The sequence below is a fragment of the Azospirillum sp. UENF 312511 genome, assembly GCF_058780635.1.
Genome location: NZ_JBSNCG010000003.1, coordinates 690607 through 716091 on the forward strand (window position 1 = coordinate 690607; position 25485 = coordinate 716091).

The following is a 25485-nucleotide window of genomic DNA, read 5'->3' on the forward strand; positions in this document are numbered from 1 at the left end:
TCTGGGGCGATTTTGGTACCGCTGGTACACACCGGCGGCCTAGGTATCGCACACCCACGATGCATCCAAAGCCGCCCGACCCGAGGCGGCTTTTGTGTTTTCAGCACGCGGTGCACGCAAAATCCTCCCGACGGTCACGGCGGCCTCCCTGACAAACCGGAGGTCCCATCATGTCCGATTTCGATTTCGACGTCGTCACCGGCCCGTCCAGCGCCAGCTGCCCCGCCACTCCCAGCGAACCGGAAACGCAGGAGGACGGCCACCCCGCCGACAAGACCGGCCCGGCGTGACCGCCCCGTGCCTGGAACCGCCCCTCCCTTCCCGCCTCGCCGTGGCGGTACGGGACAGCGGGGCGGTCCCCACGCAGGAACGGCCGCCGCTTACGGCAGCGTGACCGCTGCTGTGGTGGCGAAGCCGAGCTGGCCCAGCTGCGCGTCGAAGAAACAGTTGTAGGCCAGCAGCAGGTTGATGCCCGTGTTGACGAAGGCGATGTCGGCGTTCGGCAGGACCGGTTCCAGCGACGCCGGGGCCGCCGCGGTGGACAGCGCGGCATCGATGGCGAAGATGCCCTTGACCGGGGCCGCGCTCGACATGGCGAAGCTGTAGGTCATCACCGGCTCCGCATCGGGGCTGGACCCGTTCGGCACCGCGATGGTGATCTCCGCCCCGCCGAGATTGGCCGCCCAGTTCTTCACCTGCGGAACGCTCATCATCGCCCCGGTGACCCCGCTGTCGAGCAGCAGCGTGGCGCTCAGCGGCTGCGCGTCGTTGATCGTGCTGATGGTGATGGTCGCCGGACCGGTCAGCCAATAGGGCTGGGCCGGCGCCGCCGGCCAGGAGGTTCCCGACGGCGGGGCACAGTTGCAGCCGTTGGTGACGTTCGGCGTGACCGGCGGCTTGGCCGAGGTCAGCGCGACGGTCTGGCCGTTGAAGGGGGCGGCCGTGAACTCGGCGGTCGTGACGCCCAGCGCTATGCAGCCGCTCGCCCCGCTCCCCGCCGAGGACAGCAGATAGGACGGGTAGAGCGGCTGGCCGTCCACCGACGCCGAGAGGAACGGGTTGCTCAGCGTGTAGACCACCTGATCGGATTGACCGGCGTTCGCGGTGTAGCTCAGCGCCGGGCGGCCAGAGCCGACACCCATCATGCCCATGCCCGGATCGACCGGGTTCTGGACGCCGGGCGTGCCGGTGTTGCCGGCATATTGCGCGCCGAAGACCACCAGCGGCCCGGCCTCGCAGACGGAAACGACCTGCTTCGACTCGTCCAGCGACGCGCCAAGCGCCAAGCTGGGCACGAGATAGAGGCAACCGGCCAGCGTGTTCCCCGACGGGTGATAGGTGATCTGTGCCGGCCCGAGCGACACAACGCCGGCGGCCAGTCCCTTCGACGTGTCGCCGTCAACCATCAGCAACGTTGCGGGGATGACGATGCCGGTCGAACCGGTGTCCACCTGCACCTCGTGCAGCAGGCCGCTCGGCGTGCCAATGGTGATGTTGAGGGAATTGGTCTGGCCCTGCAGATTGAAAGGCTGGCGCACCACCGGGACATCGACCGCCGAGGCGTAAGTGATAGGAGTTTCAGTCATTTCTCTCTCCAAATCATAAGAAAATGAACAAGCACTTTCCTACTTCGACAAGTTCATTTCAAATAAACCGGCAATATGAATTCATTTGTATTTTTCATAGCTTTCTTCACAAGCCAAAAAATAGGCGGCCTTATGTTTTTATTTGTTCACGACAGCGCCGCGTTGATCGTCACGTCGCCTCAGCGCCTGACGAGACGACCCGGCCCGCACAGCCATCATCAGACTGGACACTTCCGCCGCATGGACAACCGGTTTCGTGCGCGGCATCATCACTCACCACCTCGGGATGCATCCCGAAGGCCGCGCCATCGAAAAGCGGGGAAAGCGCGTATGTCCATCACCGACGTCACCAGCAGCACACCCGCCGCTTTCGGCGCCGGCGCCAAGCCGGTCCCGGCCAAGGGACCCGATGCCTCCGCTTCGGGACCCCTCGCTCCCACGATCGGCCGCAACGGCACGGTGGACACGGTCAGCCTGTCCCCCGACGCGGTCCGGGCCATGAAGGCCGGGGCCATCTCCTTCACGGCCCCAAAGGCCGACGAGACGTCGGTGAAGGACCCGGTGGCGGCGGGCGTGGACGCCATGCTCGCGCGTCGCGATTACGACCTCAAGCAGGCCGACTACATGAGGCAGGCGATGGGCATGCTGCGCCAGACGCTCAACCTGCCCGAGGACCAGCCGATCTTTTTGGGTGGCGCTGCGCATGGCCTGCTGGACAAGCTGGCGGCGAAGAACGGCCTCAGCAAACCCGAGATCCCGGACGCTCTGCGCGCCGCCGGAGTGAAGGACCCGTTTGCGGAGGATGCCGACGCCGAGGCCGGCGTGATCGGCATCGGCATGCCCAACAGCGGCAGGGAATTGCAGGTCGTCTTCGACCGGCTCGGCCTCACCAGCCGGTCGAAGACAACGGACGATCCGCTGCGCATGATCGCATTGAAGGACGGGAGCGACCGCGGCAGCCCGCTGCTCGGGGCCATCAAGGGAGGAACGCTGGGACGCCTCACCGACACCCGGCCCGGCCAGGGCGCCAGCCTGTGGGCGGTCACCGACGGTGGCGAGGGGCCGAACACCCGCGTCCTCGCCTCCGTCCGCTCGGTCGGCATGGACGACACCGCTACCGACATGGCCGCCGGCCTGCTGAAAGGGTTGAAGGGGCTGTTCGCCGGGGCCTGAGGACCGCCGCAGCCGTTCGCCGCACACGCCCCCGCTCATGGTGGCATTCCGCGCCTGAGCCTACTATATTTGGCGCATGCCGATCCGCATGTTGCCCGACACGCTCGTCAACCGCATCGCCGCCGGCGAGGTGATCGAGCGGCCCGCCGCCGCCGTCAAGGAACTGGTGGAGAACGCCATCGACGCCGGGGCCACCCGCATCGACGTGGTGGTGCGTGATGGCGGCAAGTCGCTCATCACCATCACCGACGACGGCTGCGGCATGGGGCCGGACGAGCTGGCGCTCGCCGTGGAGCGGCACGCCACCTCCAAGCTCCCGTCCGACGACCTGCTCGACATCCGCTCGCTGGGCTTCCGCGGAGAGGCGCTGCCCTCCATCGGGGCGGTCAGCCGCCTGACCCTGACCAGCCGCCCGCGCGGCGCCGACAGCGCCTGGGCGCTGACCGTGGACGCCGGCCTGAAGGGCGCGCCGCAGCCCGCCGCGCTGGCCCAGGGCACCCGCGTCGAGGTGCGCGACCTGTTCGCCGCCGTGCCCGCCCGCCTGAAGTTCCTGAAGGCCGCCCGGACCGAGTTCGACCACATCGGCGACTGCATCGAACGGCTGGCCATGGCCCATCCCGGCGTGGCCTTCACGCTGGACGGCGACAACCGCTCGACGCTGCGCCTGTCGGCGGCGCAGGGCGACCTGCTCGACGCCCGGCTGACCCGGCTGGGCGCCCTGATGGGCCGCGACTTCCAAGACAACGCCGTGCCTGTGCAGGCGGCGCGCGAGGGGGTGACGCTCGCCGGCTGGATCGGCCTGCCCACCCTGCACCGCCCCACGGCCCGCCACCAGCATCTGTTCGTCAACGGCCGCCCGGTGCGGGACAAGCTGATGGTCGGCGCGGTGCGGGCGGCCTATGCCGATTTCCTGCCGCGCGACCGCCACCCCATGCTGGCGCTGTTCCTCGACCTCGACCCGCAGGAGGTGGACGTCAACGTCCACCCCGCCAAGGCGGAGGTGCGCTTCCGCGACCAGGGCTTGGTGCGCGGGCTGATCGTCGGCGCCCTGAAGCACGCGCTGGCCGAGGCCGGGCACCGCGCCTCGACCACTGTGGGGCTGGCGACCCTGGGTGCGCTGCGCCCGGAGAACAGCGAGCTGGACGCGGACGGAGCCATTCCGTCGCCTTCCCCCCTGCCCTACCGCAGCCCGGGGCACCAGCCGGCGCAATCCTGGGGCGGCAGTTACGGCTCCGTCGTGCCGCGCGGGCTGGCCGACCGGGCGACCGCCTTCCAGGCCCCCCATCAGGCGCCGCTCCCTCCCTTGCAAGGCCGCCTCGCCGGCTGGCAGGCCGCGCCCGCCGCGCGCCCGCCGGACTACTCGGCGCAGGCCGCCGCCGCTCCGCCGTTGGACAGCCACCCGCTGGGCGCGGCCCGCGCCCAAGTCCACAACACCTACATCGTCGCCCAGACCACCGAGGGAATCGTCATCGTCGATCAGCACGCCGCCCATGAGCGGCTGGTCTATGAGCGGATGAAGACCGCCCTCCTGGAGGGCGGCGTGAAGCGGCAGGCCCTGCTGATCCCGGAGCTGGTGGAACTGGACGAGCCGTCCGCCAACCGCCTGCTGGGCCGCGCCGCGGAACTGGCCGAGTTGGGTCTTGCGGTGGAGGGCTTCGGCCCCGGCTGCGTCCTGGTGCGCGAGGTGCCGGCACTGCTGGGTCAGAGTGATGTGAAAAGCCTCGTCCGCGACCTCGCCGAGGAACTGGCAGAGCTGGGCGATGCGCTGTCGCTGAAGGAGCGTCTGGAGCATGTGTGCGGCACCATGGCCTGCCATGGCTCCGTCCGCGCCGGACGCAGCTTGAGCGTGGAAGAGATGAACGCCCTGCTGCGCCAGATGGAGGCCACTCCCCACAGCGGCCAGTGCAACCACGGGCGACCCACCTATGTGGAGTTGAAGCTGTCGGACATCGAGCGGCTGTTCGGGCGCCGTTAGGGTTGTCGGACCACAGTTATGTTGGGCCACAGTTAGACTGACCCTGAACCACAATGGAACTGCCCCGGAGAGGGCCCGCTTCGGCATCGCGCCAGCAATCATCGGCTAGCCGTTGCCCTCTCCCAACCCCCGCTTTCCAGTGACGCGCCACGGAATGGGCACCGTTGCGGAGCGAGGCAAGCGGCCGGGAGAATGATTGACCAACGCCCCTCCAACGTGTGAACCAGCCTGGGGGTCTGACGCCGGTCCGGCCCCGCGCGGTTCCTAAACCATGCGTGGGGACGTGAGATCAGCCATCGCCGTAACGGATCAGGGATTCGGCGAAAGCGACGAGCTGGTCGACGTCCGCCTCGGTGTTGAAGTAGTGCGGGGCAGCGCGAACCAGCGTGGGCAGATGGCGGCGTTCGGCGTCCAGGCGGGTGCTTTCCGGCGACGAGGTGCTGATGGCGATGCCACGGGCTGCAGCTCCGGCGACGATGGTCCGCGGGTCCACGGCATCGGAGCTGAAGCTGACGATGGCACTGGGGCACGCGCCCAGGTCATGAGTCCGGAAGCTGGGCACGCTTGCCAAGCCATCTCGAAGCCGTTGCGCCAAACCGCGGCAGCGGCGCCAGATGCGGTCGATGCCGATTTCCATCGCATAATCGGCGGCCTCGCCCATGCCGAGCCGCGCCATGTGGTTGCTTTCCCAGCTTTCGTAGCGCCGGGCGTCGTCGCGCAGCTCATAGCGGTTGCGCTCCACCCACCGGGCGCCGATGTGATCGATGAAGGGGGGCTCGCACCGATCCAGCATCGCGCGGCGGACATGCAAGAAGCCCGCGCCACGCGGTCCCCGCAGGAACTTGCGCGACGTCGCGGCCAGAAAGTCGCAGCCGAGCGCCTGGACGTCGACCGGCATCTGACCGACCGCTTGGCAGGCATCCAGAAGATAGGGAATGCCGTGCGCGCGGGCGATCTGGCCGACGGCGGCCGCCGGATTGTTCAATCCGCCATTGGTTGGCACCCACGTCAGCGAAATCAGGCGAACCTTCGGATCGATCATCCGCTCAAGCGCCGCCAGATCGACGACGCCTTGCTCATCCGACGGACACACGCGGATGACGACTCCCCGGCGCCGCTGCATCTGGAGCAGGGTCACATAATTGGCGCCGTATTCCGCCTCGGCGGTGATGACCACATCGCCAGGGGCGAAGTCGAGGGAATGGAAAGCCAGCTGCCACGCGACCGTGGCGTTCTCGACGAGAGCGATCTCGGAGGGTGCTGCGTTGATCAACCGGGCAATCGACCCATAAACACGTTCCAAGCGCTCCTCGGAAGCCGCGAAGGCGCCGTATCCGCCCAGCCGGGCTTCCAGGTCCAGGTAGTCGTGCATCCGCTCGACCACGGGGCGTGGCATCAGCGACGCGCCGCAACTCAAGAGGAACGTTTGTCCGGCGAGCCCCGGCGTCTCGGCGCGGAGCGCCTCCAATTCCTCGTCTTGGATGTCGGCAGGCAAAGGGGAGGCGCCGGCCGGACGCAGATCGTTTCCGGTCATAGTCATTGGACTGCTTTGTAACGGCCACCGGGGCAAGGCAGCGCCCTCCCTCGGTGGTCTTGAACATGTGCCGCATCCGCCCGTGGGCGGTCTTAGCGAACCTCGGCCCAGATGTGCTCCCGGACCACGGCATCCTTCAGGGTGACGCCGTAACCCGGCCCGTCCGGAATCTGCAGAGCGCCGTTCTTCAAACGGGTCTCGAAGGGCTCCGTCGCCACTTCGATCCAGCCGGGAATGCGGGCCCAGTAGGGGAAGTGTTCCTGCACGTAGAAGTTCGGGATCACGGCGCTGAGATGGGTGGCGATGCTGGCCGCAACGGAACTGCCGCAGACATGGGGTTGCACCTTGACGCCGTAGGCATCGGCCATGGCAGCAATCTTATGGGTTTCGGCGAACCCGCCGGTGTTGCCGATGTCCGGCTGCAGGATGCCGACGGCCCGACGCTCCAACAGATCGCGGAAGCCGTACCGCAGGTATTGCCGCTCGCCGGTGGCGATCGGAATGTTCGTCTTGGCGGCGACCTGTTCCAGCGCACCCAGGTCTCCCGGATCGCAGATTTCCTCGATGAAGGCGATATCCAGGTCTTCCAGACCATGGACGAAGCGGATGGTATCGCTCACCGAGAAACCACCGGCCAGATCGAGCATGAGCGTGACGTCGGCACCCACGGTGCGCCGGACCTGCGCGACGATATCCAGCGCGGTGTTCACCGCGTCGCGGTCATCCGCGTAGCGGTTGACCGTATGCCGAAGGGTCCCGTTGGGCTGAATCCGCGCCAAGGGGTACATTTTCAGGGCCTTGTGGCCGTCCTTCACGGCCGCCTCCGCTTGGCGCAGCAGATCGGCAACGGAGGTCGCGCCGAAGTACCAGCCATTGGCGTAGTAGGCGAGCGTGTCACGCATCCGTCCGCCGAACAGCTCGTGGACCGGAACGTTCAGCGCCCGTGCCCGAATGTCCCACAGAGCCTGCTCGATGGCACTGAGGCCAGCTCCGGCAATGCCCCCCGGGTTCTTCAGCCAGAAGGACTGATCGTACATCTCGCCGATCAGGCTGTTGATGCGGGTCGGATCGGCGCCGATCACGAACCGTGCGCACAGATCCTGGATCATGCCCGCGGCGCCGGTCCGGCCGCAGCCGTAAGCCGTGGCGACCTCGCCGAGGCCGGATATCCCCTCATCGGTATCGAGCTTGACGATGACGGGTTTGAGGCCCTCGCCGTTGATGACGTAGATCGTGGCTTTGGTGATCTTCATGATGACGCTGTCCGGTGAATGGGATGGGATAGAGGCTCAGGCGCCGAGTTCATCGCGCAGGGACCGGTGGAGCGCGGAAGCCTCCTCCAGCCATCCGAGGCGCATTGCGGCGACCGAGGAGCGCAGCAGCCGGGTGTAGGGATGACGGGGAGCCCCGAGGACCTGCGCCGTGGGGCCTTGTTCGACGACTTCGCCGTTGCGCAGGACCATGATCTTGTCCGACATCGCCGCCACGGCCGAAAGGTCATGGCTGATGAACAGGATGCCGATGTTCAGCTCGCGCTTGAGTTCGTTGATCAGGTCGAGCACCGATGCCGCGACGATGTTGTCGAGCGCCGAGGTGATTTCGTCGCAGATCAGCACGTCCGGCCGGGCGGCGAGAGAGCGGGCCAGGTTGACGCGCTGCTTTTCACCGCCGGACATCTGGCTCGGCTTGCGGTCGACATAGTCGGCGGGCAGATGGACCTGTTCCAGAAGATCGCGTATCCGCTCGGCGCGGCGCTCTTTGGAGCGTTCTCCGAAGAACGTCAACACCTGTCCGAGGATGCGGCCCACGGTGTGGTGGCGGTTCAGGGACGTGTCGGCCGACTGGAAGGTGATCTGGACAGCCCGGCGCATGGGGAGTGGACGCTTGAGCACATCCCGTTCCATAAGCTGTCCGTTGACCAGGACCTCGCCCTGGCTGGGTTGGACCAAGCCGGCGATGGCACGGGCCATGGTGCTCTTGCCCGACCCGGACTCGCCGACCACCGCCATCATCTCGCCGCCGTTCAGGGTCAGCGACGCACCGCTGAGTGCCTTCACCGCGAAACCGCCGGTGCCGTAGCACACGGCCAGATCGCGAACCTCCAGAAGCGGCGGCCGGGCGGGCGGGGACACCGCTGTCGCGCTGGCGGTAGCGGCGACGGTGTCCGCCATGGTCCCGGATTCGGCATCGAAACCGCGATGCATCTCCAGGAGTTGCTGCGTGTACGGGTGTTCGGGATGATGGAGGATTTGCTCGACCGTGCCACGCTCGACCACCTCGCCGTTGCGCATCACCAGGATGTGGGTGGCGACCTGGACCACCTGGGCGATGTCGTGGCCGACCAGGATGGCGGCGGTCCCGCTGGCGCGGATCCCGGTGTCCAGGGCCTTCAGCACCTCAACCTGGGTGGTGGCGTCAAGGGCGCTGGTCGGTTCGTCACAGACCAGGATCTCAGGCATTTCATGCAGGCCCATGGCGATCATGAACCGCTGCAGTTGCCCGCCGGAAACCTCATGGGGGAATCGGTTGTAAAAGGCTTCGCCGGTGGGCAGGTCAAGAGTCCGATAGACCTCACGTGCCCGGGCGTGGGCCGCGTCGGGGGACATGGTGTGATGGATGCGGCTGCTTTCCGTGACCTGGCGGTCCAGCCGGATGCGCGGGTTGAAGGAGACCGCGGCGCTCTGGGCGATGTAGGCCAGCTTGCGGCCACGCAGCTGCGCCAGTGCCCGCCGGCTCATCCGCAGCAGATCCTGGCCTCGGAAGAGCACCTGCCCGGAGACGTGGCGGACGCCCGGCCGCATGTGCCCCAGGGCGGTCAGCGCCAGGGTCGTTTTCCCGGACCCGGATGCCCCGATGAGCGCCAGGATCTGGCCATGTTCCAGGGTCAGCGAGACGTCCCGCAGAATGGGTTTCCCGCTGTCCGCGGACAGGTTCAGATTCCGGATATGGAGAAGCGTCATACCCCGCCCCCCTTCTTTTCACGTTCCTGCAGCCCATCGACGAACAGGTTCAGCAGGACGGAGACGACCGCGATGGAGAGAGCCGGATAGATCGGTGCCCAGGAACCGATTTGCAGGCCGTCCAGATTTTCGCGGACGAGTCCGCCCCAGTCCGCCATCGGCGGCTGCACGCCAAGACCAAGAAAGCTCAGGCCGCTCATGAAGAGGATGGCGAAGCTCAGGCGCAGGGCGAAATCCGCGGTCAACGGCATGACCACATGCGGCAGCATCTCGCCGAACAGAAGCCACCGATTGCCCTCGCCGCGGGCACGGGCCACGGTGATGAAATCCTGTGCGATCAGATCTTGCCCAAGCGCGCGGGCGATCCGGAACACGCCGGCGGCATAGACCACGGCTGTCAGAACCACGATGGCGACGAGGGATGGGCCGGTCACGGCCAGCACGACGAGACCGGCAATGATCTTGGGAACGGACAGAACCACGTCGACGATACGACTGACGACCGCATCGAACCATCCGCCGCGCAACGCCGTCAGCAAACCCAGCGTGTCGCCGATCAGGTGGGCGAGAATGGTGCTGAGCAAGGCCATGCCAAGGGTGACGCGGCCCGAGCTGAGCAGCCGCGCCAGCAGATCGCGGCCGAGGAAGTCGGTGCCCAACCAGTACTCGTCGGACGGCGGAACGAAGCCGTCGCTGCTCAGAAAAGCGTCGGGGTCGTGCAGCGGCAACAGCGGTGCCGCCAGAACGGCGAAGGCGACCAGCAGCAGGAGGGCGACGACAACCGACAGCAGCGTCGGCCGGAACAGGCTTTTGAGCTGGGAGGGTGTCTGGTGCGGCATCATGAGGAAGCCCCCGGTTCCTTGCGGCTGTCGAACAGCTTGGCGACGATGTCGGCGACCATGATCAGGCCGATGTAGGCGGCCGAGAAAATCATTGCGCAGGCCTGGACCACCGGCAGGTCGCGCGCCTGAACCGAATCCGCCATGAGCCGGGCGAGGCCGGGGAAGGCGAAGATGGTTTCGACGATCACCACGCCACTGATGAGGTAGGCGACATTCATCGCGATGATGTTGATCAGCGGGCCGACGGCGTTGCGCAAGGCATGGACCGTGATCACGCGGACCGATCCGGCGCCTTTCAGCCGGGCCGTCTCGACATAAGGCTGCGTCAGGATGTTGCCGACCACCGCGCGAGTCATCCGGGCGAGCTGCGCGGTGACGATGATGGTCATGGTGGCCAACGGCAACAGCATGGATTTGATCAGGGTCAGGACCCCCGAGCCGGGCGTCACGTAAGAGATCGCCGGTAGCCAGCGCAGATGGATCGAGAAGACGAGCACACCCAGCGTGGCGACCAGGAATTCCGGCGTCGCGCACAGACCGACGATGACGATGGTCCCGACCCGGTCCAGACGGGTGCCCTTGTGGACAGCCAGGACCATGCCGATCAGCAAGGCCAGGGGAACCGAGACCAACGTGGTCAGCCCGGCCAGCGTCAACGTGTTGGACAGGCGTTCGGACAACATCACGCTGACGGGTTGGCGGGAGGTCATCGAAACGCCCCAGTCGCCATGAAATATGCCCCACAGCCAAGCCAGATAGCGAACCGGTGCGGGCTGATCCAATCCCAGTTCGGCCCGCAACGCAGCCACGTTCTCGGGGCTGGCCGACTGTCCAAGCATGATTTGCGCCACATCGCCGGGCAACATCTCGCAGCCGACGAAAATGAGCAGGGAGATGACCAGCAGCAGGACGAAGCCTGCTGCCAGCCGCTTGACGATGAATCTGATCACGGCGAGACCTAGCGCTTACGAAAGCCAGACCTGATCGGAGAACCGGAAGCCGGAGAAGTTTCCGATCTGGTTGGGTGTAAGCCCCTGGATGCGGCTTGAAACACCGTCGAGATAGCTCAGGAAGACCGGCATCGTCACCGCACCGCAGTTGTGCAGGATCTCCTGGATCTCATGGTACATGGCGATGCGCTTGTCCACATCCAGAGTGGCCCGAACGCCGTCGATGAGAGAGTCCAGGCGCGGGTTGCCGTAGTGGGAGAAGTTCCACTGCGAGCCGCTCTTCCAGGTCACGTTGAGCAGCAGATGCGGCGTCGGACGGGGGAAGAAGTTGGTTGCGAAGAAGCGGCGCTTGCCGGCGACGGCGGTCCAGTAGCTCTCCGACGGCTCGCGCCGCAAGGTCAGGTTGAGGCCTGCCTGGGCGGCGGAGCGCTGCAGAAGCTGGGCGATTTCGACGCTGTAGACCACCCCATCGCTGACCGAGAGTTCGAGCGGGGTCCGCCCGATTCCCGATTTCTTCAGGTAATGCTTGGCTTTGTCGAGGTCCAGTTCGCGCTGTGGCAGGTTGGCGTTGTAGTAGGGGCTCATCTTGCCGACCGGATGGTCATTGGCGACGGAGCCGTGGCCCTTGAGCACGGTTTCGACGATCTTCGGGCGGTCGAACATGTTGGCGATGGCCAACCCGAGGTTCGGGTCGAAGTTGGTGGCGGCGTCAAACTGATACCCGGCGTAGCGGGTGCTCGGCGTCTCGAAAATCTTCGTGGACGGGTTCGCCGCGACTTGATCGATGCCCGCGCCTTTCAGGTCCGCGGCCATGTCGATGTCGCCGGACAGCAAGGCGCTGACCCGTGCGTTGGCATCGGTGATCGAGATCATCTCGATCTCGTCCAGATAAGGTTGACCGTCCTTCCAGAAATTGGTGTTGCGAGTCAGCACGGTGCGAATGCCGGGCTGAAACTCCGCCATGACGAAGGGGCCCGTGCCGACCGGCTTGGAGAAATCCTCTGTGCCGTCCTTCACCACGCAGAACTGCAGCAGGCCGAGCAGAACGGGCAACTCGACGTCCGCCTCAGCCAAGCGGACCAGAATGGTATCGTCACCTTCCGTGGTCACCGCGGCGATATTGGCCACCAGGGGCTTCGCCGACGAGGCTTTGGCTTCGTTCTTGTGGCGCATGATGGAGAACGCTATGTCCTGAAGCGACAGGGGCTGACCATCGCTGAATTCCACGCCCTTGCGGATCTTGAAGCGCCATTCGGTGGCCAACGGGTTGGCTTCCCAGGACAGGGCCAGTTCCGGTTGCGCCTGGCCCGAGCCGTCGACGCGGGTCAGCGTGTTGAAGACAGCGGACCCGCGGATGTAGTCGTTGGCGTTGGTGAAACGCGCGCTGTCGAAGGTGTCGTTGGTGCTCTGCTGGGCAAGGGCCAGCCGGACGCGCCCCCCCTTCTTCGGCACCATCGCGGAGGGGCTGTTCGTTGTCCCGGCCGCTTGGGCGATGACGGGAATCCCCCCGAGCACAGCCGTCCCCAGAGTGGTTCCGAACAAGGTGTGGAAATCACGTCGGCTGATTTTTGAAAAATTCATTCTCTGCTCTCCCTGTTACTTCCTCCGTGTATGGAGCACGGCGACAGGCCTGGGAAGCGAGTTCGTAACAGACTGATAATAAATGGTTTGTTTGCTTTTGCGGGGTGCGGTATACCGGCGGCATGGGGGTAATCATAACCAGGACGCATGATATGAAGCGGGTTTTGCCGCCAACGAACCTCTTTCTGGCTTTTGAGGCGGCTGCGCGGCACCGGAATTTCTCGCGCGCAGCGGAAGAACTGGGAATTAGCCAGCCTGCTGTCAGCCGGGCTGTGGCGTCCCTGGAAGAGGCCATCGGTGTGAAGCTGTTCTTGCGGTCAGGGCCGCGCGTGCGTCTGACCACGCGCGGCGCCGAGCTGAGCGGGTTGATGTCCAACAGCTTCGACGCCATCGAAAAACTGATTGCGTCGTGGAAGGACAAGGAGAGCGGGCGGAAGCCGGTGCTCTTGTCCATCTCTTCATCGATGGCCGCGCATTGGCTGATTCCGCGGCTGTTCGACTTCCGGCTGGCGTTCCCCGACGTGGACCTGCGCTTCGAGCTGATCGCCGGAGGTGTTGGGCAGAGTCCGGTTCGGGCTGATCTGGGCTTGCGCCGCTTTCCAGAAACGGCCAAGGCTCCTCCGGAGAGCCACTTCCTGGATGAGATCATCCAGCCGGTGGCCGCGTTGGACTACATAAAGCGCATGGGAACGCTCGACCAACCGCGGCGCAACCGGACGCACACCTTGATCACCCTCAGCGATCACTGGTGCGACTGGGATACGTTCGCCCGCCTCGCTGGCTTGGAATTGCCTCCGAACCACAAGACGATGGTTTTCTCCGATTATTCGGTGGCGCTTCAGTCGGCCTTGAACGGGCAAGGGATCGTCCTGGGATGGCTGTCGGTGACGTCCCGATTGCTTCGCTACCGCTCGCTTCTGGCGGCGTCGGACAGGGGGTTCAACACCCGCGCGACATTCAACTTCATACTTGGCGATCAAGCGCAGGCCGGTGGTGTTGCGGGACATGTGCGTGAGTGGTTGTGCGCAGAGGTAGGGAAGGACGTGGCGAAGATCGGTAAAGGAGGACGGCTGCACTCCTTCGAGTGCCATGTTCTAGTCTCCTGATGGGAGATCTATGCGGGAGTTTGAACCGCGCCGGGTTTTTCGGACGCTATGAGGGTCGAGACAGACCAAACAAACGTCTCTCCACCAGCCCACAGCGTTGGCGGTGGACCAACCGCTACGCAGCCTCCCGCGTCTCGTGGCAACCCCTGCCCTTGGCCCGGTCCAGCAAGCTCTTTACTGATGACCGGCTCCAGCGCAGACCGCCGCGCGATGCCATCAAGCGTATGCCGGAGTCGGCCCGCGCCAGCCGTGTGGCGGTTCACGTCCGTGGGCCGCCACTACCTCGTATTCAGCACCGTCCGGAACCCCAGATGGCTTGCTCCGAGGCCGACCTCCTGCGGATGGCGTGACGCCGGCCGGTAGCGCTGGCAGAAGTTCTGCGCGCACAGGAAGGAGCCTCCTTTGATCACCCGGCTGGGGACCCCCGGCTGTCGGGGATCGTAACTGTCCTCCTGCCGGGGCCCGGTCGGGTTGACGTCGCCCAGACCGTCATGCCGCGGCCGATACCAATCCGACGTCCATTCCCAGACATTGCCGATCATATCCCGCAGCCCGTAACCGTTCGCCGTGAAGCAGCCCACGGGGGCGGTCGCCAGATAGCCGTCGCCTCGCGTGTTCTGGATCGGGAAAAACCCCTGCCACGTGTTGGCCATCGCCACGCCCTGCGGTGTGAACTCGCCGCCCCAGGCGTATGGCGCGCCATCCAGCCCGCCCCGGGCCGCGTGTTCCCACTGCGCCTCGGTGGGAAGTTCCCGGCCGAGCCATCGCGCATACGCGATGGCATCGTTGTACGTGACATGCACCACGGGATGGTTCTCGCGGCCCCCGATGTCGCTGCCGGGACCCTCCGGATGGCGCCAGTTCGCTTCGGGAACCAAGTGCCACCACGTGTCGCTCCTCCCGGCCTGGGAGGTCGGATCGACGAAGACCACGGAACCGGAGGGCCGGCGCGCACCGGCGCCGGTTCCGTCGACGACGCGTTCCGCCTCGGTGACATACCCCGTCGCATCGACAAACCGGCGGAACTGGGCGTTCGTGACTTCGGTGCGGTCCATCCAGAAGCCATCGACGCTCACCCGCGTCACCGGCCCTTCCTCGCGGTAATGCTGGTCGGAGCCAATCCGGGTATCGCCCCCCGGAATCCACACCATACCGGGAGGCGCCTCCTTCGTGCCGAGGGGCGCGGCGGAACCGTCGCACAGCGTGTCCTGCGCGACGTTCGGCATGGCTGGGGCCTGGGCAGGCCAGGCGAACATCGCCAGTCCCGCGGCGGCACCAACCCCGGCCGTCACGAGGGCCGTGAAGAAGACTGCACTTTCGTTGGCCATGGGTTCGTCTTTCCTTGCGATCGGCCGCATCCCGGTCGTGGCCGGCGGCCGTCCAAGCCCGGCCGCCGCTGTCGCATCGCTTACCACTCAAGCTCCTGGTAGTAGCGCGTGCCATTGCTGTACTGAAGCTGGCCGGCGATCTTCTCATCGAAGATCACACCGTTCCTTTCCCGGTACTCATCCCACGAGGCCATCATTTCCTTGGCCTTTTCCGGTTGGGCATCGACGAGGTTGCGGGTCTCGCCGGGATCATCGGCGAGATTGAAGAGCTCCCACCCGCCGGTTCCCCACGGCTGGTTCACCCAGACCAGCTTCCAGTCACCCTTCTTGACGGAGGCACGCCCGAACAGCTCCATTCCCAACGCGTAATCCTTCGGGTGGGCGCGATCGGACCGGCCATTCAGATAGGGCCAGAGGGAGGTTCCCTGCATGGGATGGACGGCACGCCCCTTGTGGCTGTTTCCAGGGTGCTTGACCCCGGCGGCCTCAAGAAAGGTCGGCGCCAGATCCATCACCGAGGCGATCTGGCCGTCGATCTTTCCGCGATGCGCCAGCTTGGGGTACGAAATGATGGTCGGCGAACGCACGCCGCCCTCGGTCGGGAACGCCTTGAAAAGGCGGAAGGGGGCGGCGCTCACATGGCCCCACCCCGGCCCATAGCCGACGTAGGAGCCCGGACGCCCGATGTTGTCCAGGCTGTTGTCGAAGGTTTCCTCGACCCACGCGGCGGGGACCAAGTCGAGAATGTCGTTCCCCTCGGCGCCATTGTCGGACAGGAAGACGATGATGGTGTTGTCGAACTCGCCGATCTCCTTCAGGTAGGACACCAGCCGGCCGATGTTCTGGTCCAGGGAATCGACCATGGCCGCGTAAACCGCCATCCGGCGCGCTTCGACATCCTTCTGCTGCTGGGAAAGCTGCTCCCATTTCGGCCAAAACGCGGGCGGCTCGGACGGCGTCATGCTTGCCGGAATCAACCCTGCCGCCTGCATGCGCTTGAAGCGCTCGTTCCGAATGGCCTCGTATCCCGCCTTGTACGTGTCCTTGTACTTCTCGATGAGGTGGTCGGGCGCCTGCAAAGGGAAGTGCGGCGCCGTGTACGCCGCATAGGCAAAGAAGGGCTTCCCATCGGCCTTGTTGCTGCCGATGTATTCGATGACCTTGTCCGTGTAGAAATTCGTCGTGTAGTCGATCTTCGGCAGGTCGACCGGCTTGCCGTTCTCGCGGTAGCGCGCCTTGGTCGTGCCCTTGCCGTCAGGCGGCGGCGCGTTGCCGGTCTGGTCGAAGAACCCCGCCCCGCCCTGGAGCATGGCGTAGGACCGATCGAAGCCGCGCGCCGGAGGGCTGAGTTCCTCCGTCATGCCCAGATGCCACTTGCCGGCCATGTAGGTGTGATAGCCCGCATCGCGCAGCAGTTCCGGGAACGGGACGACGTTGGTGCCGAGGGTGCCCTCGTAGCCCGCTTTTCCTTTCTGCTCCGGCGTCGGCAGTTCCGCCATCGTCCCCAGCCCGGCCACATGGTTGTCGGTGCCGGCCATCAGCATGGCCCGCGTCGGCGAACAGGCCGGCGACACATGGAAGTTGGTCAGTTGGAGACCGGAGCGCGCCAAGGCGTCGAGATTGGGCGTCTGGATCTCGCCTCCGAACGCACCGATGTCCGAATAGCCCAAATCGTCGGCAAGGATCAGCAGGATGTTGGGACGGGTGCCGCCCCCCGACGGGCTGGCACCCGTCCGGACGTCCGCCGCCATGGATGGGCACGCCAGAACGGCGCTGGCGGTCGCTGCCACGATGGCTCCCAGCGCCAGCCTCGTCCGGAATGATGAGTGTCTGCGCATTGCCTTTTCCCCCTCTTTCTGTTTTTAAAAGTCCGCCTTTGCAGGCCGGCTCCAGCCGAGCGCAAGGTCGTCAGGCGGCATCACCCTGCCGCCTCGATGTGGATGCGTGTTCGGCAGCCTGCGCGCGGGCCAGTGTGCGTCGCATGGCGAGCACGATCGGGCGCTCGACCATTTTCCCGTCGACTTGAATGACGCCGTCCGGGGCGTCCCTCCAGGCCGTGACGATCCGTTCGGCGTCGGCGACCTCGTCCGGTGTCGGTGTGTAGGCTTCGTTGATGGTGGCAACCTGACCTGGATGGATGGCCATCTTCGCCGTGAAGCCCAGAGACAGGGCGCGTTGCGCCTCGGCGCGGCACCCGTCGGCGTCGCGCACCGCGACGAAGGGCATGTCGATGGCCGGAATGCCGGACCGCGCGGCGGCGTGGACGACCCGCGATCGGCCGTACAGAAGCCCATCCCAGGACGCCGGGACACCGAGTTCCGCCGCCAGATCCAAGCCTCCGAACATGACGGCGCTCACCCGGCGGGACGCGGCCGTGATGGCGGCGGCCTGATCGACCCCACGCAACGTCTCGATCTGAGCCACCAGGCGAAGATCGAGTCCCGCTTCGGTCAGCAACTGGTCGAGCCAGCAGACCTCCTCGGGCGAGTCGATCTTGGGGACGACCACGGTGCCACCCGAGGGGCGCGCCTCGATGAGAGCGAGCGCATCGCGCATTCCCGCCACGCTGCGCAGCGTGTTGATGCGTATCACGCGGTCGGGACCGCCACTGCCACCGTTGTCGCCATCCACCAGGAAGCGCATGGCCGCGGCACGGGCATCCTGCTTGTGAGCCGGCGCCACGGCGTCTTCCAGATCCACGCAGACCGCATCGGCGCCGGCGGCGATCGCCTTGTCGAAGCGGTCGGGCCGAGATGCCGGGACAAACAGCACGCTGCGCCAGCCGAGATCGTCCATCGCGCGTCCCCCTCCTTTTCATGGCCTGTGCGATGACCCAGCCGCTGCGAGCGTCCATGCTCCCGGAAAGAAGGCGGAGCCTCCGCCGGGAGCGATGCGCTGGGCACGGTCGGGTCCGGATTGGTTTCAGACACGCTCGCGTGGGGCGAGGGCTTCCGGCGCCTTGTGGAAGATGCCGTCCTTCATGATCGCCAGGAGGCGCTTCCGGTCCTGCAGAATGGTGACGTCCGCGAGAGGATCACCGTCAACCAGCAGGAGGTCGGCCAGACAGCCTTCCCGGATCATGCCCAGCTCGTTGCCCATGCCCATGATCTGCCCGGCGGACCGGGTCGCGGACACCAGGGCCTCCATCGGCGTGAAGCCGAGCAGGTTCACGAAGATCTCGAGGTCGCGGGCGTTCGTGCCGTGCGGTTGCCAGGCGAACCCGTAGTCGCCGCCGGGGAGAACCCGGATGCCGCGCTTGTGCATCTTCCTCATGCTGTCGACGGCGATTTCCAGCTCGCGTTCGTACTGCTGGGACAGCGGCGACCCGGGGGCGATGCCATACGCGCCCGCTTCCCGGGCCGTGGTGAGCAGCCACGCCAGACCGGGCGCCACGAAGTGCCGATCCTTCACCGCTTCCAGCATGTCGAGGGCTTCCTCGTCCGCGTAGGAGGCGTGGAAGATGCCTTCGATGCCGAACTCGACGCACAGCTTGACCGACTTGGAGGAGCGCGCGTGCGCGCACAGGGTCTTCCCATGCATCTTGGCTTCGCTCACCGCCACGGCGATCTCTTCGCGCGCCATCGGCGTCACCTCGGCCCCGACCCCGGTGATCTCCTCGCCCGACAGGTTCAGCTTGATGTTGTCGACGCCGTATTTGATGAACTTGCGGACGGCGCGGCGGACCTCCTCCGGCCCGGACACGATCATGCCGAAATTCAGACCCTCATGCTCGATGTGCGGCGGCGACGTGTCGCCAAGCCCGCCGGGCGTGGCGATCTCCTGGCCCGCCGCGCGGTACCGCGGTCCGGGAATCTGGCCCGCGTTGATCGCGTTGCGGATCACCACGTCCAGGCGGGGTTTGGCGGCGGCGGCGCCGAAGCCCGCCGTGAAGCCGGCGTCCAGCACCAGCTTGGCCATGTCGGCGGCGAAGAGGACATGCTCTTCCGGCGGCATCTGCTGAATGGCCGCGAGCGTGGGCTGGTTGTTCCACGACAGGTGCAGGTGCGAGTCGATGAGGCCCGGCATCAGCGTGGCGCCGCCGCCGTCCACATGGCGGTGCGCGTCGCGGGAGATCGTCCCTTCCTGCCTGGAAATCTCGGCGATGCGGTTGCCTTGGACCAGCACTTCGCCGGCGAAAGGCTGCTCGCCGGTGCTGTCGAGGACGCGCACGTTGGTGAAGAGAGTCATTAGCATCGTTTCCTCCTGGTCGATCGGGGATGCCGGTTTGCCGGCTTATTGTCTCGTTCGTGCTGCGGATGGCTTTGCCGGGACCGTGGCTCCGCCATCCGAACGACACCGCCTTCTTTGGTGGGCCGCTTCTTTGGTGGGCCGCGTCCGCGAAGGGAACGCGTCACGGCGATGCGCTTTTCCGCAAGGTGCTCAGGCGACAGAGAACAGGAAGTTGACCAGCGCTTCGTTGACCGCCGCCGGACGCTCGAACGTCGTCCAATGGCCGCAGCGATCGAGAATGCGCAGGTTCGATCCCGGGATCTTCGACGCCAGGGCCCGTACGGCTGGGGGTGGCGCCGTGCCGTCCTCGTCGCCCGCGATGAGCAGCGTCGGACAGGCGATCCGCGCCACGTCGGCGGGTTCGGCGGCGGCCAAGGCCTCGCAGGTGCGGGCATAGCCTTCCGGGTCCTGGCGCATCAGGATCTCGCGCACGAACGCCGCCACTTCCGGCCGGTTGGCCTTGGTGTCGGCCGAGGTGCCGCCCTGAACGACCGCATCGGCGATCCCGACCATGCCTTCGGCGCGCGCCTTGGCGGCACGGTCGCGGAGAGCCGGACGGGCGGCCTCGGGCGGCGCGTGAAGCGGCCCGATCAACGACAGGCTGCGCACCCGTTCCGGCTGGCGGACGGCGAGATGCTGACACACGACGGTGCCGAGCGAATGGCCGACCACATGGGCGCGCTCGATGCCGCGGCCGTCGAGAACGGCCACGACCGCATCGACGAAGCCGGAAATCGACACGTCGTCGGTGACGGCGCTTCGCCCGGAACCGGGAAGGTCGAAGCGCACGCATTGGAAGAACCGCGACAACGCGCCGACCTGCGGGGTGAACACGTTGGAGGTGCCGCCCAGACCATGGACCAGGATCACCGGGTCGCCCGCGCCATGAACCTCGACAGCCGGATGCTGTGCCATAAGGTGTTTCCCTTGTTGCCGTTGCAGAATGGCCGCCCGTGCTCAGTCGAGCACGTTGCTGAGCCGGCCGAGCCCGTCGATCTCGATCGTCACGCGGTCGCCCGGCTTCAGGAACTTCGGCGGGTTGAAGCCGATGCCGACACCGGCCGGCGTGCCGGTGGCGATGATGTCGCCGGGGTAGAGCGTGATTCCGGCCGACAGGGTCTCGATCATGGTCGGAATGTCGAAGATCAGATCGCGCGTGTTGGCGTTCTGGCGCAGTTCGTCGTTCACCCAGCAGCGCAGCGCCAGATTGGCCGCGTCGACCTCGTCGGCCGTCGCCAGCCAGGGGCCCATCGGGCAGAAGGTGTCGAAGCTCTTGCCCAGGAACCACTGCTTGTGGCGCGACTGCCAGTCACGCGCCGTCATGTCGTTGATGATGACGTAGCCGAAGACATGGTCGTAGGCGTCGGCCTTGGTGATCCCGCGGCCACCCTTGCCGATGACCACGCCCAGTTCGGCCTCATAATCGAGGCTGTCGCTGACCCCGTGCGGGTAACGGATTGGATCACCATTGGCGATCACCGTTTCCGGCGGCTTCGTGAAGAAGATCGGCGCTTCCGGGATGGCGTCGGCCGCCACCTTCGACCCGGCGTCGAAACCGCTGCGGGTAAACTCGTGGGCGTGGTCGTGGTAGTTCTTGCCGACACAGAAAATGTTGCGGTCCGGGCGCGGGATCGGCGCGTCGACACGGACGTCGGCCAGCGGAATCCCCACGGAACCAAGCGTCATCTCGCCCTTGGCCGCGTCGTAACGGCGGATGAGATCGAGCATGTCACGGACCGGTTCGCCGAGAACGGATTCGATCGGCCAAACCCGCTGCGTGTCCGGATCGATCACTCCGACCTTGCGGCGTCCATCATGTTGGAAGGTGACGAATCTCATGCTCTGCATCCCCTGATCCAATTATGATCCATTTATAGGACCAATGCGGCGCCATCAGCGCCATCAATGACCCAATATGACGATTACGGCTCATGATTGGTCAAGAATAAAATGCGCTTGGCCCATTTTTTCTGGACAGGTTGTCTGGATCTGAGCGTTGACCACCCTAAAATTGAGATTGCACGGCGGCTGCGGACGCGCCATATTGGATGAAGAATGGAGCAAAAATGCTGGTGGAACGGGTATGGACGCGCTGAATCTCAGGGATCGGGCTGCTTCCGGAGCGAGCGCGGTTGTTGCGTTGATCGAACAAGGCATTGCCGACGGAACCTGGGGTCCGGGCACCAAGCTGCCGACCGAGCGTGAATTGGAGAAGCGCTTCAACGTTTCCCGCAACACGCTGCGCAAGAGCCTTCGCGTGCTTGAGGAGCAAGGCAAGATTGTCCGCCATGTGGGCCGCGGCTCGTTCGTCACGTCGGAGGCAAGGGAGAAGGCCGCGGCCGGGGATCAGAGCCTGACCAGCCGCATCATCGGCGCCAGCCCGGCGGAAGTCATGGAACTGCGCCTGATGGTCGAGCCGCAAGCGGCCGAACTGGCCGCTGGGCGGGCCACCGCGGCGGATCTTCACCGGATGGAGGAATGCCTGGCCCATGCCGAGCGCGCCCAGGACATTCCGGAGTTCGAACATTGGGACGGCATGCTGCACGTGACGATCATCGGCGCGGCCAAGAACGGCTTGCTGGCGGATGTTTATGACGCGATCAACGCCATCCGAAACCAGCCGGAATGGGCGCGCCTAAAGGTGCGCAGCCTCACCCCGGCCCGGCGCGCCGTTTATGAGGAGCAGCACCGGCGCATCGTCAGCGCGCTCAAGGACCGTGACGGGGATCAGGCCCGTGCCGCCCTTCAGGAGCATCTGCTGCAAGTCCGGACTAATCTTCTGGGAAGCTGATGCTGAACCGCACTGGGATTCTCGGCAGCAGTCAGGGCTGAGACCGAGCATGATAATGCTCTTCCCACACCCCCCGCTGTTCGACACACCATCGAAAGAGCCGGGGCGACGGTGATGCTCCCGCCGCCCTACCGCCCCGACTTCAATCCGATCGAGATGGCCTTCTCAAAAATCAAAACACACCTCAGGACCGTCATCGCCCGCACCCTACCCGACCTCTGGAACACCATTCGCGACGCCATCAACGCCATCACATCCAGGGATTGCGGATCCTGCTTCGCAGCCGCTGGCGATGAACCAGAGTGATCGGAATCCGCTCCAATTCTGTCGTTGAGCCTTTTTTTGTTGAGATGGTGCGCGTCGGCTCGACTTCGCCGGCTTGCGGTCAGGTGAAGACCATTCCGCCATCGACCAGCAGGGATTGGCCGGTCATGAAGTCGGAATCGGACGAGGCGAGGAAGCGCGCCACCCCAACCAGATCCTCCGCCGTTGAAGGACGGCCCAGCACGGCGCCGGCCGCGAAACGGTTGAACGCTTCGTCCTCGGCCATCGTCAGACCGGTGTCGCGGAAGCCCTTGTCGATGATCTTCCACATCTCCGTCGCGACGACGCCGGGGCAGATCGCGTTGACGGTGATCCTCTCCTTGCCGAAGGCGCGCGCCGCCGCCTGGGTCAAGGCAACCACCGCGAACTTACTGGCCGAGTAATGGGCGAGCGGTTCGTACCCTTGCTTGCCGGCGATGGAGGCGGTGTTGATGATCTTTCCGCCCCCGCCTTGCGCGCGGAAGGTCTTGATCGCCTCCTGCATGCCGATCAGCACGCCCAGCGCGTTGACGTCAGTGACGAAACGCCAGTCCTCCTCCGTGATGTCGAGGAAGGGCTTGGTCTGGGCGACGCCCGCGTTGTTGAAGAGGACGTCGAGGCGTCCGAAGGAGGAGACGGCTATATCGATCATGCGGCGGACCGCGGCGCGGTCGCGGACGTCCACCGTGACCGCGACGGCGTCGCCACCCCCGGCGCGGATGGACTCCGCCACCGTCCTCGCGTCCTCCTCCGTGCGATCGGCGATGATCAGCCGCGCGCCGTCGGCCGCGAGCGCGCGGGCCATGGTGGCGCCGATTCCGCGGCCGGCACCGGTGACGATGATGTTCTTGTCCTTGAGGTTGGGCATGGTGCGTCTCCAAGGGCCGGCTTGTGAGAGAGCCCCAAGCCGGCCGGACGGGTGGAAAGGTCAGGCGTTTTTCGTGACGTGGTCCTTGATGAGGGCATTGACCGTCCCGGCCGCCTCCATCTGCACCATGTGACCGGCGTTCGGGACCACCTCGACCCGTGCGGCGGAGTCCAGCGCCGTGGCGTGGGCAGCCGGGATGACGCGATCCTCCGCGCCCCACACGACCAGCGTCGGCACCTTCGCGGCCCCGACCGCCTCACCGAGAAGGGCCGTCTGCTCCCCGTTCCCGAACATCGAGGACGCTATGGCCCGAAGCGCACCGTCCACGCCGTCCAGCCGCTTGTACTTCAGCAGGTCGTCGGTCATCTGGCGGTTGACGAGCCCGGCGTCGGCGAACAGGGTCTCCAGAACCGGCTTCAGGTCGCGGCGCGAGGTGGCGTCGATGAAGCCCGTGATGTAGCCCTGGTTGATCTCCCGCCCCAGGCCGGCCGAGCAGATCAGCGACAGCGACGCCACCCGCTCCGGCGCGTCGAGCGCCGTGCGCATGGACACCGCACCGCCCATGGAATGGCCGACCAGATGCGCGGCTCCGATGCCCACCGCGTCCATGAAGTCCCGCACCGCCTTCGACAGGCCGGACAGCGTCGGGTCGGGCAGCGTCTTGGCGGACTGGCCGTGCCCCGGCAGATCCAGCGCGTAGACCGTGGCGCCCTCCGCCAGGGCGTCGATGGTGAACAGCCAGTTGTCGAGGTCGCCGCCGAAGCCGTGGACCAGCAGCACGGTCGTCGCCCCGTCGCCGCGCTTGGCGTAGCGGAGGGTGCCGGCCGCCGTCTCAGCGAACTCGTAGCGTGGGCCGGCATCCGCCCCGCCCTCCTCGCCGTCGGCCGCGGGGACGGCGTAGCCGGCGATGAAGGCGTCGATGTCGCTGTCCGGCACGTCGGGTTCGGCCAGCACGGCGATCAGCGCCTTCACCGGATAGACGGTGCCGGGCTCGCCCAGCACCCGGCGCAGCACGCCGGCCTCGCCGGCCTCGACCACGTTGGTGATCTTGTCGGTCTCGACCTCCAGCAGGTCGTCGCCCAGGTTGACGGTGGCCCCCGGCTGCTTCAGCCAGCCGGTGACCTTGCCCTCCGACATGGACAGGCCCCACTTGGGCATGACGATGGGCTTGATGCGCTCGTTGGGAGTGGTCATGAAAAAGCGGCTCCGGAATCAGGCGGCGAGGGTGCTGCGGGGCGAGGGGGCCATCGTGCGGCGGACGGCGGCGGCGACGGCCTCGGCGCTGGGGATGTAGAGATCCTCCAGCGAGGGCGAGAAGGGCACCGGCGTGTGCGGCGGCGTCACCATCTGGATGCCGGCCTTCAGCGCGCCGAAGGCGTTCTGCGCCACGAAGGCCGAAATGTCGGTGGCGAGGTTGCAGCGCGGGTGCGCCTCGTCCACCACGACCAGCCGGCCGGTGCGCTCCACGCTGTCGATGATGGTGTCCCAGTCGATGGGCGACAGGGTGCGCAGGTCGATCACCTCCGCCTCCACCTTGTCCTTGGCGAGCGCGTCCGCGGCCTCCATGGCGCGGTGGACGGTCAGACCGTAGCTGACGATGGTGACGTGATCGCCGTCGCGGAGCACGTTCGCCTCGCCGAAGGGGATGGCGTAGGACTCGGCCGGCACCTCGGTCTCATGACCGTAGAGGTTCTTGTGCTCGCAGAAGATGACCGGGTCGTTGTCGCGGATCGACTGGATCAGCAGGCCCTTGGCGTCATAGGCGTTCGACGGGCAGACGACCTTCAGCCCCGGAATGTGGGTGAACAGCGGGGTGAGCATCTGCGAATGCTGGGCCGCCGCGCGGAAGCCCGCGCCGACCATGCCGCGGATCACCACCGGCGTCTCCGCCTTGCCCCCGAACATGTAGCGGAACTTGGCCGCCTGGTTGAAGATCTGGTCGAAGCAGACACCCATGAAGTCCATGAACATCAGCTCCGCGACCGGGCGCATGCCGCAGGCGGCGGCGCCGATGGCCGCACCGATGTAGGCGGATTCCGACAGGGGCGTGTCCAGCAGGCGGTCGCCGTGCTTGGCGAACAGACCCTTGGTGACGCCCAGCACGCCGCCCCAGGCGTCGTCCTCGCCGGGCGCGCCGGTGCCGCCGACGATGTCCTCGCCCATGAGGATGACGGTCGGGTCGCGGCGCATTTCGAGGTCCAACGCCTCGTTGATCGCCGTCTTCATGCTGATTTTGCGGGACATGGTGTTTCCTCCGG

At 66.1% G+C, this 25485-nt stretch carries 20 protein-coding genes and 1 pseudogene; 5 read left to right on the top strand and 16 right to left on the bottom strand.

From position 1 onward, the window contains the following. Positions 1-380 precede the first annotated feature (380 nt). Positions 381-1586 carry a hypothetical protein gene (locus ACWPN7_RS14610; protein WP_492273340.1) on the bottom strand — a complete coding sequence of 402 codons (1206 nt, stop codon included), beginning with the start codon at positions 1584-1586 and terminating at the stop codon, positions 381-383. A 330-nt stretch (positions 1587-1916) separates the two neighbouring features. On the opposite strand from ACWPN7_RS14610, the gene ACWPN7_RS14615 reads away from it, so the two are divergent. Both ACWPN7_RS14615 and mutL read left to right on the top strand, forming a co-directional pair. After that, positions 1917-2759: a hypothetical protein gene (locus ACWPN7_RS14615; RefSeq protein ID WP_459196950.1), complete on the top strand. Its 843-nt coding sequence runs from the start codon at positions 1917-1919 to the stop codon at positions 2757-2759. A 76-nt stretch (positions 2760-2835) separates the two neighbouring features. Next, positions 2836-4734, top strand: a complete 1899-nt coding sequence (gene mutL / locus ACWPN7_RS14620) for a DNA mismatch repair endonuclease MutL (protein WP_137115785.1) — start codon at positions 2836-2838, stop codon at positions 4732-4734. 289 nt (positions 4735-5023) lie between these two features. Here mutL and ACWPN7_RS14625 read toward each other — a convergent pair whose 3' ends face one another. The 6 genes from ACWPN7_RS14625 to ACWPN7_RS14650 form a co-directional block, all read right to left on the bottom strand. After that, positions 5024-6268, bottom strand: a complete 1245-nt coding sequence (locus ACWPN7_RS14625; protein ID WP_459196949.1) for an aminotransferase class V-fold PLP-dependent enzyme — start codon at positions 6266-6268, stop codon at positions 5024-5026. A 92-nt stretch (positions 6269-6360) separates the two neighbouring features. Continuing rightward, a complete protein-coding gene (locus ACWPN7_RS14630; protein ID WP_459196948.1) occupies positions 6361-7521 on the bottom strand; it encodes a mandelate racemase/muconate lactonizing enzyme family protein in 1161 nt (386 codons plus the stop codon). A 36-nt stretch (positions 7522-7557) separates the two neighbouring features. Beyond that, a complete protein-coding gene (locus ACWPN7_RS14635; RefSeq protein WP_456531282.1) occupies positions 7558-9228 on the bottom strand; it encodes an ABC transporter ATP-binding protein in 1671 nt (556 codons plus the stop codon). Next, positions 9225-10070: an ABC transporter permease gene (locus ACWPN7_RS14640; RefSeq protein ID WP_492273341.1), complete on the bottom strand. Its 846-nt coding sequence runs from the start codon at positions 10068-10070 to the stop codon at positions 9225-9227. The genes ACWPN7_RS14635 and ACWPN7_RS14640 overlap by 4 nt, the downstream gene beginning before the upstream one ends. Further along, positions 10067-11020 (bottom strand): ABC transporter permease, encoded by a 954-nt coding sequence (locus tag ACWPN7_RS14645; protein WP_014239631.1) that lies wholly within the window; start codon positions 11018-11020, stop codon positions 10067-10069. The genes ACWPN7_RS14640 and ACWPN7_RS14645 overlap by 4 nt, the downstream gene beginning before the upstream one ends. 15 nt (positions 11021-11035) lie before the next feature. Next, complete coding sequence (locus ACWPN7_RS14650; RefSeq protein WP_349619521.1) at positions 11036-12601, bottom strand: ABC transporter substrate-binding protein; 1566 nt, start codon at positions 12599-12601, stop codon at positions 11036-11038. A gap of 152 nt (positions 12602-12753) precedes the next feature. On the opposite strand from ACWPN7_RS14650, the gene ACWPN7_RS14655 reads away from it, so the two are divergent. Then, a complete protein-coding gene (locus tag ACWPN7_RS14655; protein WP_349619522.1) occupies positions 12754-13707 on the top strand; it encodes a LysR family transcriptional regulator in 954 nt (317 codons plus the stop codon). A gap of 278 nt (positions 13708-13985) precedes the next feature. Here the strand turns inward: ACWPN7_RS14655 and ACWPN7_RS14660 are convergent, their stop codons facing one another. The 6 genes from ACWPN7_RS14660 to ACWPN7_RS14685 form a co-directional block, all read right to left on the bottom strand. After that, positions 13986-15035: a formylglycine-generating enzyme family protein gene (locus ACWPN7_RS14660; RefSeq protein WP_451991424.1), complete on the bottom strand. Its 1050-nt coding sequence runs from the start codon at positions 15033-15035 to the stop codon at positions 13986-13988. Between the two features lie 80 nt (positions 15036-15115). After that, on the bottom strand, positions 15116-16825 hold the full coding sequence (locus tag ACWPN7_RS14665; protein WP_451991422.1) for an arylsulfatase: 1710 nt from the start codon (positions 16823-16825) through the stop codon (positions 15116-15118). A gap of 118 nt (positions 16826-16943) precedes the next feature. Then, positions 16944-17831, bottom strand: a complete 888-nt coding sequence (locus tag ACWPN7_RS14670; RefSeq protein WP_459196947.1) for an HpcH/HpaI aldolase/citrate lyase family protein — start codon at positions 17829-17831, stop codon at positions 16944-16946. A 126-nt stretch (positions 17832-17957) separates the two neighbouring features. Beyond that, positions 17958-19229 carry a metal-dependent hydrolase family protein gene (locus ACWPN7_RS14675; protein ID WP_456531278.1) on the bottom strand — a complete coding sequence of 424 codons (1272 nt, stop codon included), beginning with the start codon at positions 19227-19229 and terminating at the stop codon, positions 17958-17960. Between the two features lie 186 nt (positions 19230-19415). Continuing rightward, positions 19416-20180 carry an alpha/beta fold hydrolase gene (locus ACWPN7_RS14680; protein WP_349619527.1) on the bottom strand — a complete coding sequence of 255 codons (765 nt, stop codon included), beginning with the start codon at positions 20178-20180 and terminating at the stop codon, positions 19416-19418. Positions 20181-20222: 42 nt separating this feature from the next. Then, the gene (locus ACWPN7_RS14685) at positions 20223-21104 is read right to left on the bottom strand and encodes a fumarylacetoacetate hydrolase family protein (RefSeq protein WP_451991414.1); all 882 of its coding nucleotides are present in this window, start codon (positions 21102-21104) and stop codon (positions 20223-20225) included. Between the two features lie 244 nt (positions 21105-21348). Here ACWPN7_RS14685 and ACWPN7_RS14690 point away from each other — a divergent pair, with 244 nt between their 5' ends. Then, complete coding sequence (locus ACWPN7_RS14690) at positions 21349-22056, top strand: FadR/GntR family transcriptional regulator (RefSeq protein WP_459196946.1); 708 nt, start codon at positions 21349-21351, stop codon at positions 22054-22056. Positions 22057-22134: 78 nt separating this feature from the next. Then, a pseudogene (locus tag ACWPN7_RS14695) lies at positions 22135-22246 on the top strand (IS630 family transposase); the annotation flags it as partial. A 195-nt stretch (positions 22247-22441) separates the two neighbouring features. Here ACWPN7_RS14695 and ACWPN7_RS14700 read toward each other — a convergent pair. The 3 genes from ACWPN7_RS14700 to ACWPN7_RS14710 are packed head-to-tail and all read right to left on the bottom strand — an operon-like array spanning position 22442 to position 25471. After that, positions 22442-23227: an SDR family NAD(P)-dependent oxidoreductase gene (locus ACWPN7_RS14700; protein ID WP_492273342.1), complete on the bottom strand. Its 786-nt coding sequence runs from the start codon at positions 23225-23227 to the stop codon at positions 22442-22444. Positions 23228-23287: 60 nt separating this feature from the next. Then, a complete protein-coding gene (locus ACWPN7_RS14705) occupies positions 23288-24421 on the bottom strand; it encodes an acetoin dehydrogenase dihydrolipoyllysine-residue acetyltransferase subunit (protein ID WP_459196944.1) in 1134 nt (377 codons plus the stop codon). An 18-nt stretch (positions 24422-24439) separates the two neighbouring features. Further along, positions 24440-25471, bottom strand: a complete 1032-nt coding sequence (locus tag ACWPN7_RS14710; RefSeq protein WP_038529182.1) for an alpha-ketoacid dehydrogenase subunit beta — start codon at positions 25469-25471, stop codon at positions 24440-24442. Positions 25472-25485: the final 14 nt, after the last annotated feature.

Excerpts from the sequence above, each read along its gene's own strand:
- ACWPN7_RS14615 (WP_459196950.1), top strand. The coding sequence starts at position 1,917 with ATGTCCATCACCGACGTCACCAGCAGCACACCCGCCGCTTTCGGCGCC.
- ACWPN7_RS14670 (WP_459196947.1), bottom strand. The coding sequence starts at position 17,831 with ATGGACGATCTCGGCTGGCGCAGCGTGCTGTTTGTCCCGGCATCTCGG.
- ACWPN7_RS14625 (WP_459196949.1), bottom strand. The coding sequence starts at position 6,268 with ATGACCGGAAACGATCTGCGTCCGGCCGGCGCCTCCCCTTTGCCTGCC.
- ACWPN7_RS14680 (WP_349619527.1), bottom strand. The coding sequence starts at position 20,180 with ATGGCACAGCATCCGGCTGTCGAGGTTCATGGCGCGGGCGACCCGGTG.
- ACWPN7_RS14610 (WP_492273340.1), bottom strand. The coding sequence starts at position 1,586 with ATGACTGAAACTCCTATCACTTACGCCTCGGCGGTCGATGTCCCGGTG.
- ACWPN7_RS14705 (WP_459196944.1), bottom strand. The coding sequence starts at position 24,421 with ATGACCACTCCCAACGAGCGCATCAAGCCCATCGTCATGCCCAAGTGG.
- ACWPN7_RS14710 (WP_038529182.1), bottom strand. The coding sequence starts at position 25,471 with ATGTCCCGCAAAATCAGCATGAAGACGGCGATCAACGAGGCGTTGGAC.
- mutL (WP_137115785.1), top strand. The coding sequence starts at position 2,836 with ATGCCGATCCGCATGTTGCCCGACACGCTCGTCAACCGCATCGCCGCC.
- ACWPN7_RS14700 (WP_492273342.1), bottom strand. The coding sequence starts at position 23,227 with ATGCCCAACCTCAAGGACAAGAACATCATCGTCACCGGTGCCGGCCGC.
- ACWPN7_RS14675 (WP_456531278.1), bottom strand. The coding sequence starts at position 19,229 with ATGCTAATGACTCTCTTCACCAACGTGCGCGTCCTCGACAGCACCGGC.
- ACWPN7_RS14660 (WP_451991424.1), bottom strand. The coding sequence starts at position 15,035 with ATGGCCAACGAAAGTGCAGTCTTCTTCACGGCCCTCGTGACGGCCGGG.
- ACWPN7_RS14685 (WP_451991414.1), bottom strand. The coding sequence starts at position 21,104 with ATGAGATTCGTCACCTTCCAACATGATGGACGCCGCAAGGTCGGAGTG.
- ACWPN7_RS14640 (WP_492273341.1), bottom strand. The coding sequence starts at position 10,070 with ATGATGCCGCACCAGACACCCTCCCAGCTCAAAAGCCTGTTCCGGCCG.
- ACWPN7_RS14655 (WP_349619522.1), top strand. The coding sequence starts at position 12,754 with ATGAAGCGGGTTTTGCCGCCAACGAACCTCTTTCTGGCTTTTGAGGCG.
- ACWPN7_RS14650 (WP_349619521.1), bottom strand. The coding sequence starts at position 12,601 with ATGAATTTTTCAAAAATCAGCCGACGTGATTTCCACACCTTGTTCGGA.
- ACWPN7_RS14630 (WP_459196948.1), bottom strand. The coding sequence starts at position 7,521 with ATGAAGATCACCAAAGCCACGATCTACGTCATCAACGGCGAGGGCCTC.
- ACWPN7_RS14690 (WP_459196946.1), top strand. The coding sequence starts at position 21,349 with ATGGACGCGCTGAATCTCAGGGATCGGGCTGCTTCCGGAGCGAGCGCG.
- ACWPN7_RS14635 (WP_456531282.1), bottom strand. The coding sequence starts at position 9,228 with ATGACGCTTCTCCATATCCGGAATCTGAACCTGTCCGCGGACAGCGGG.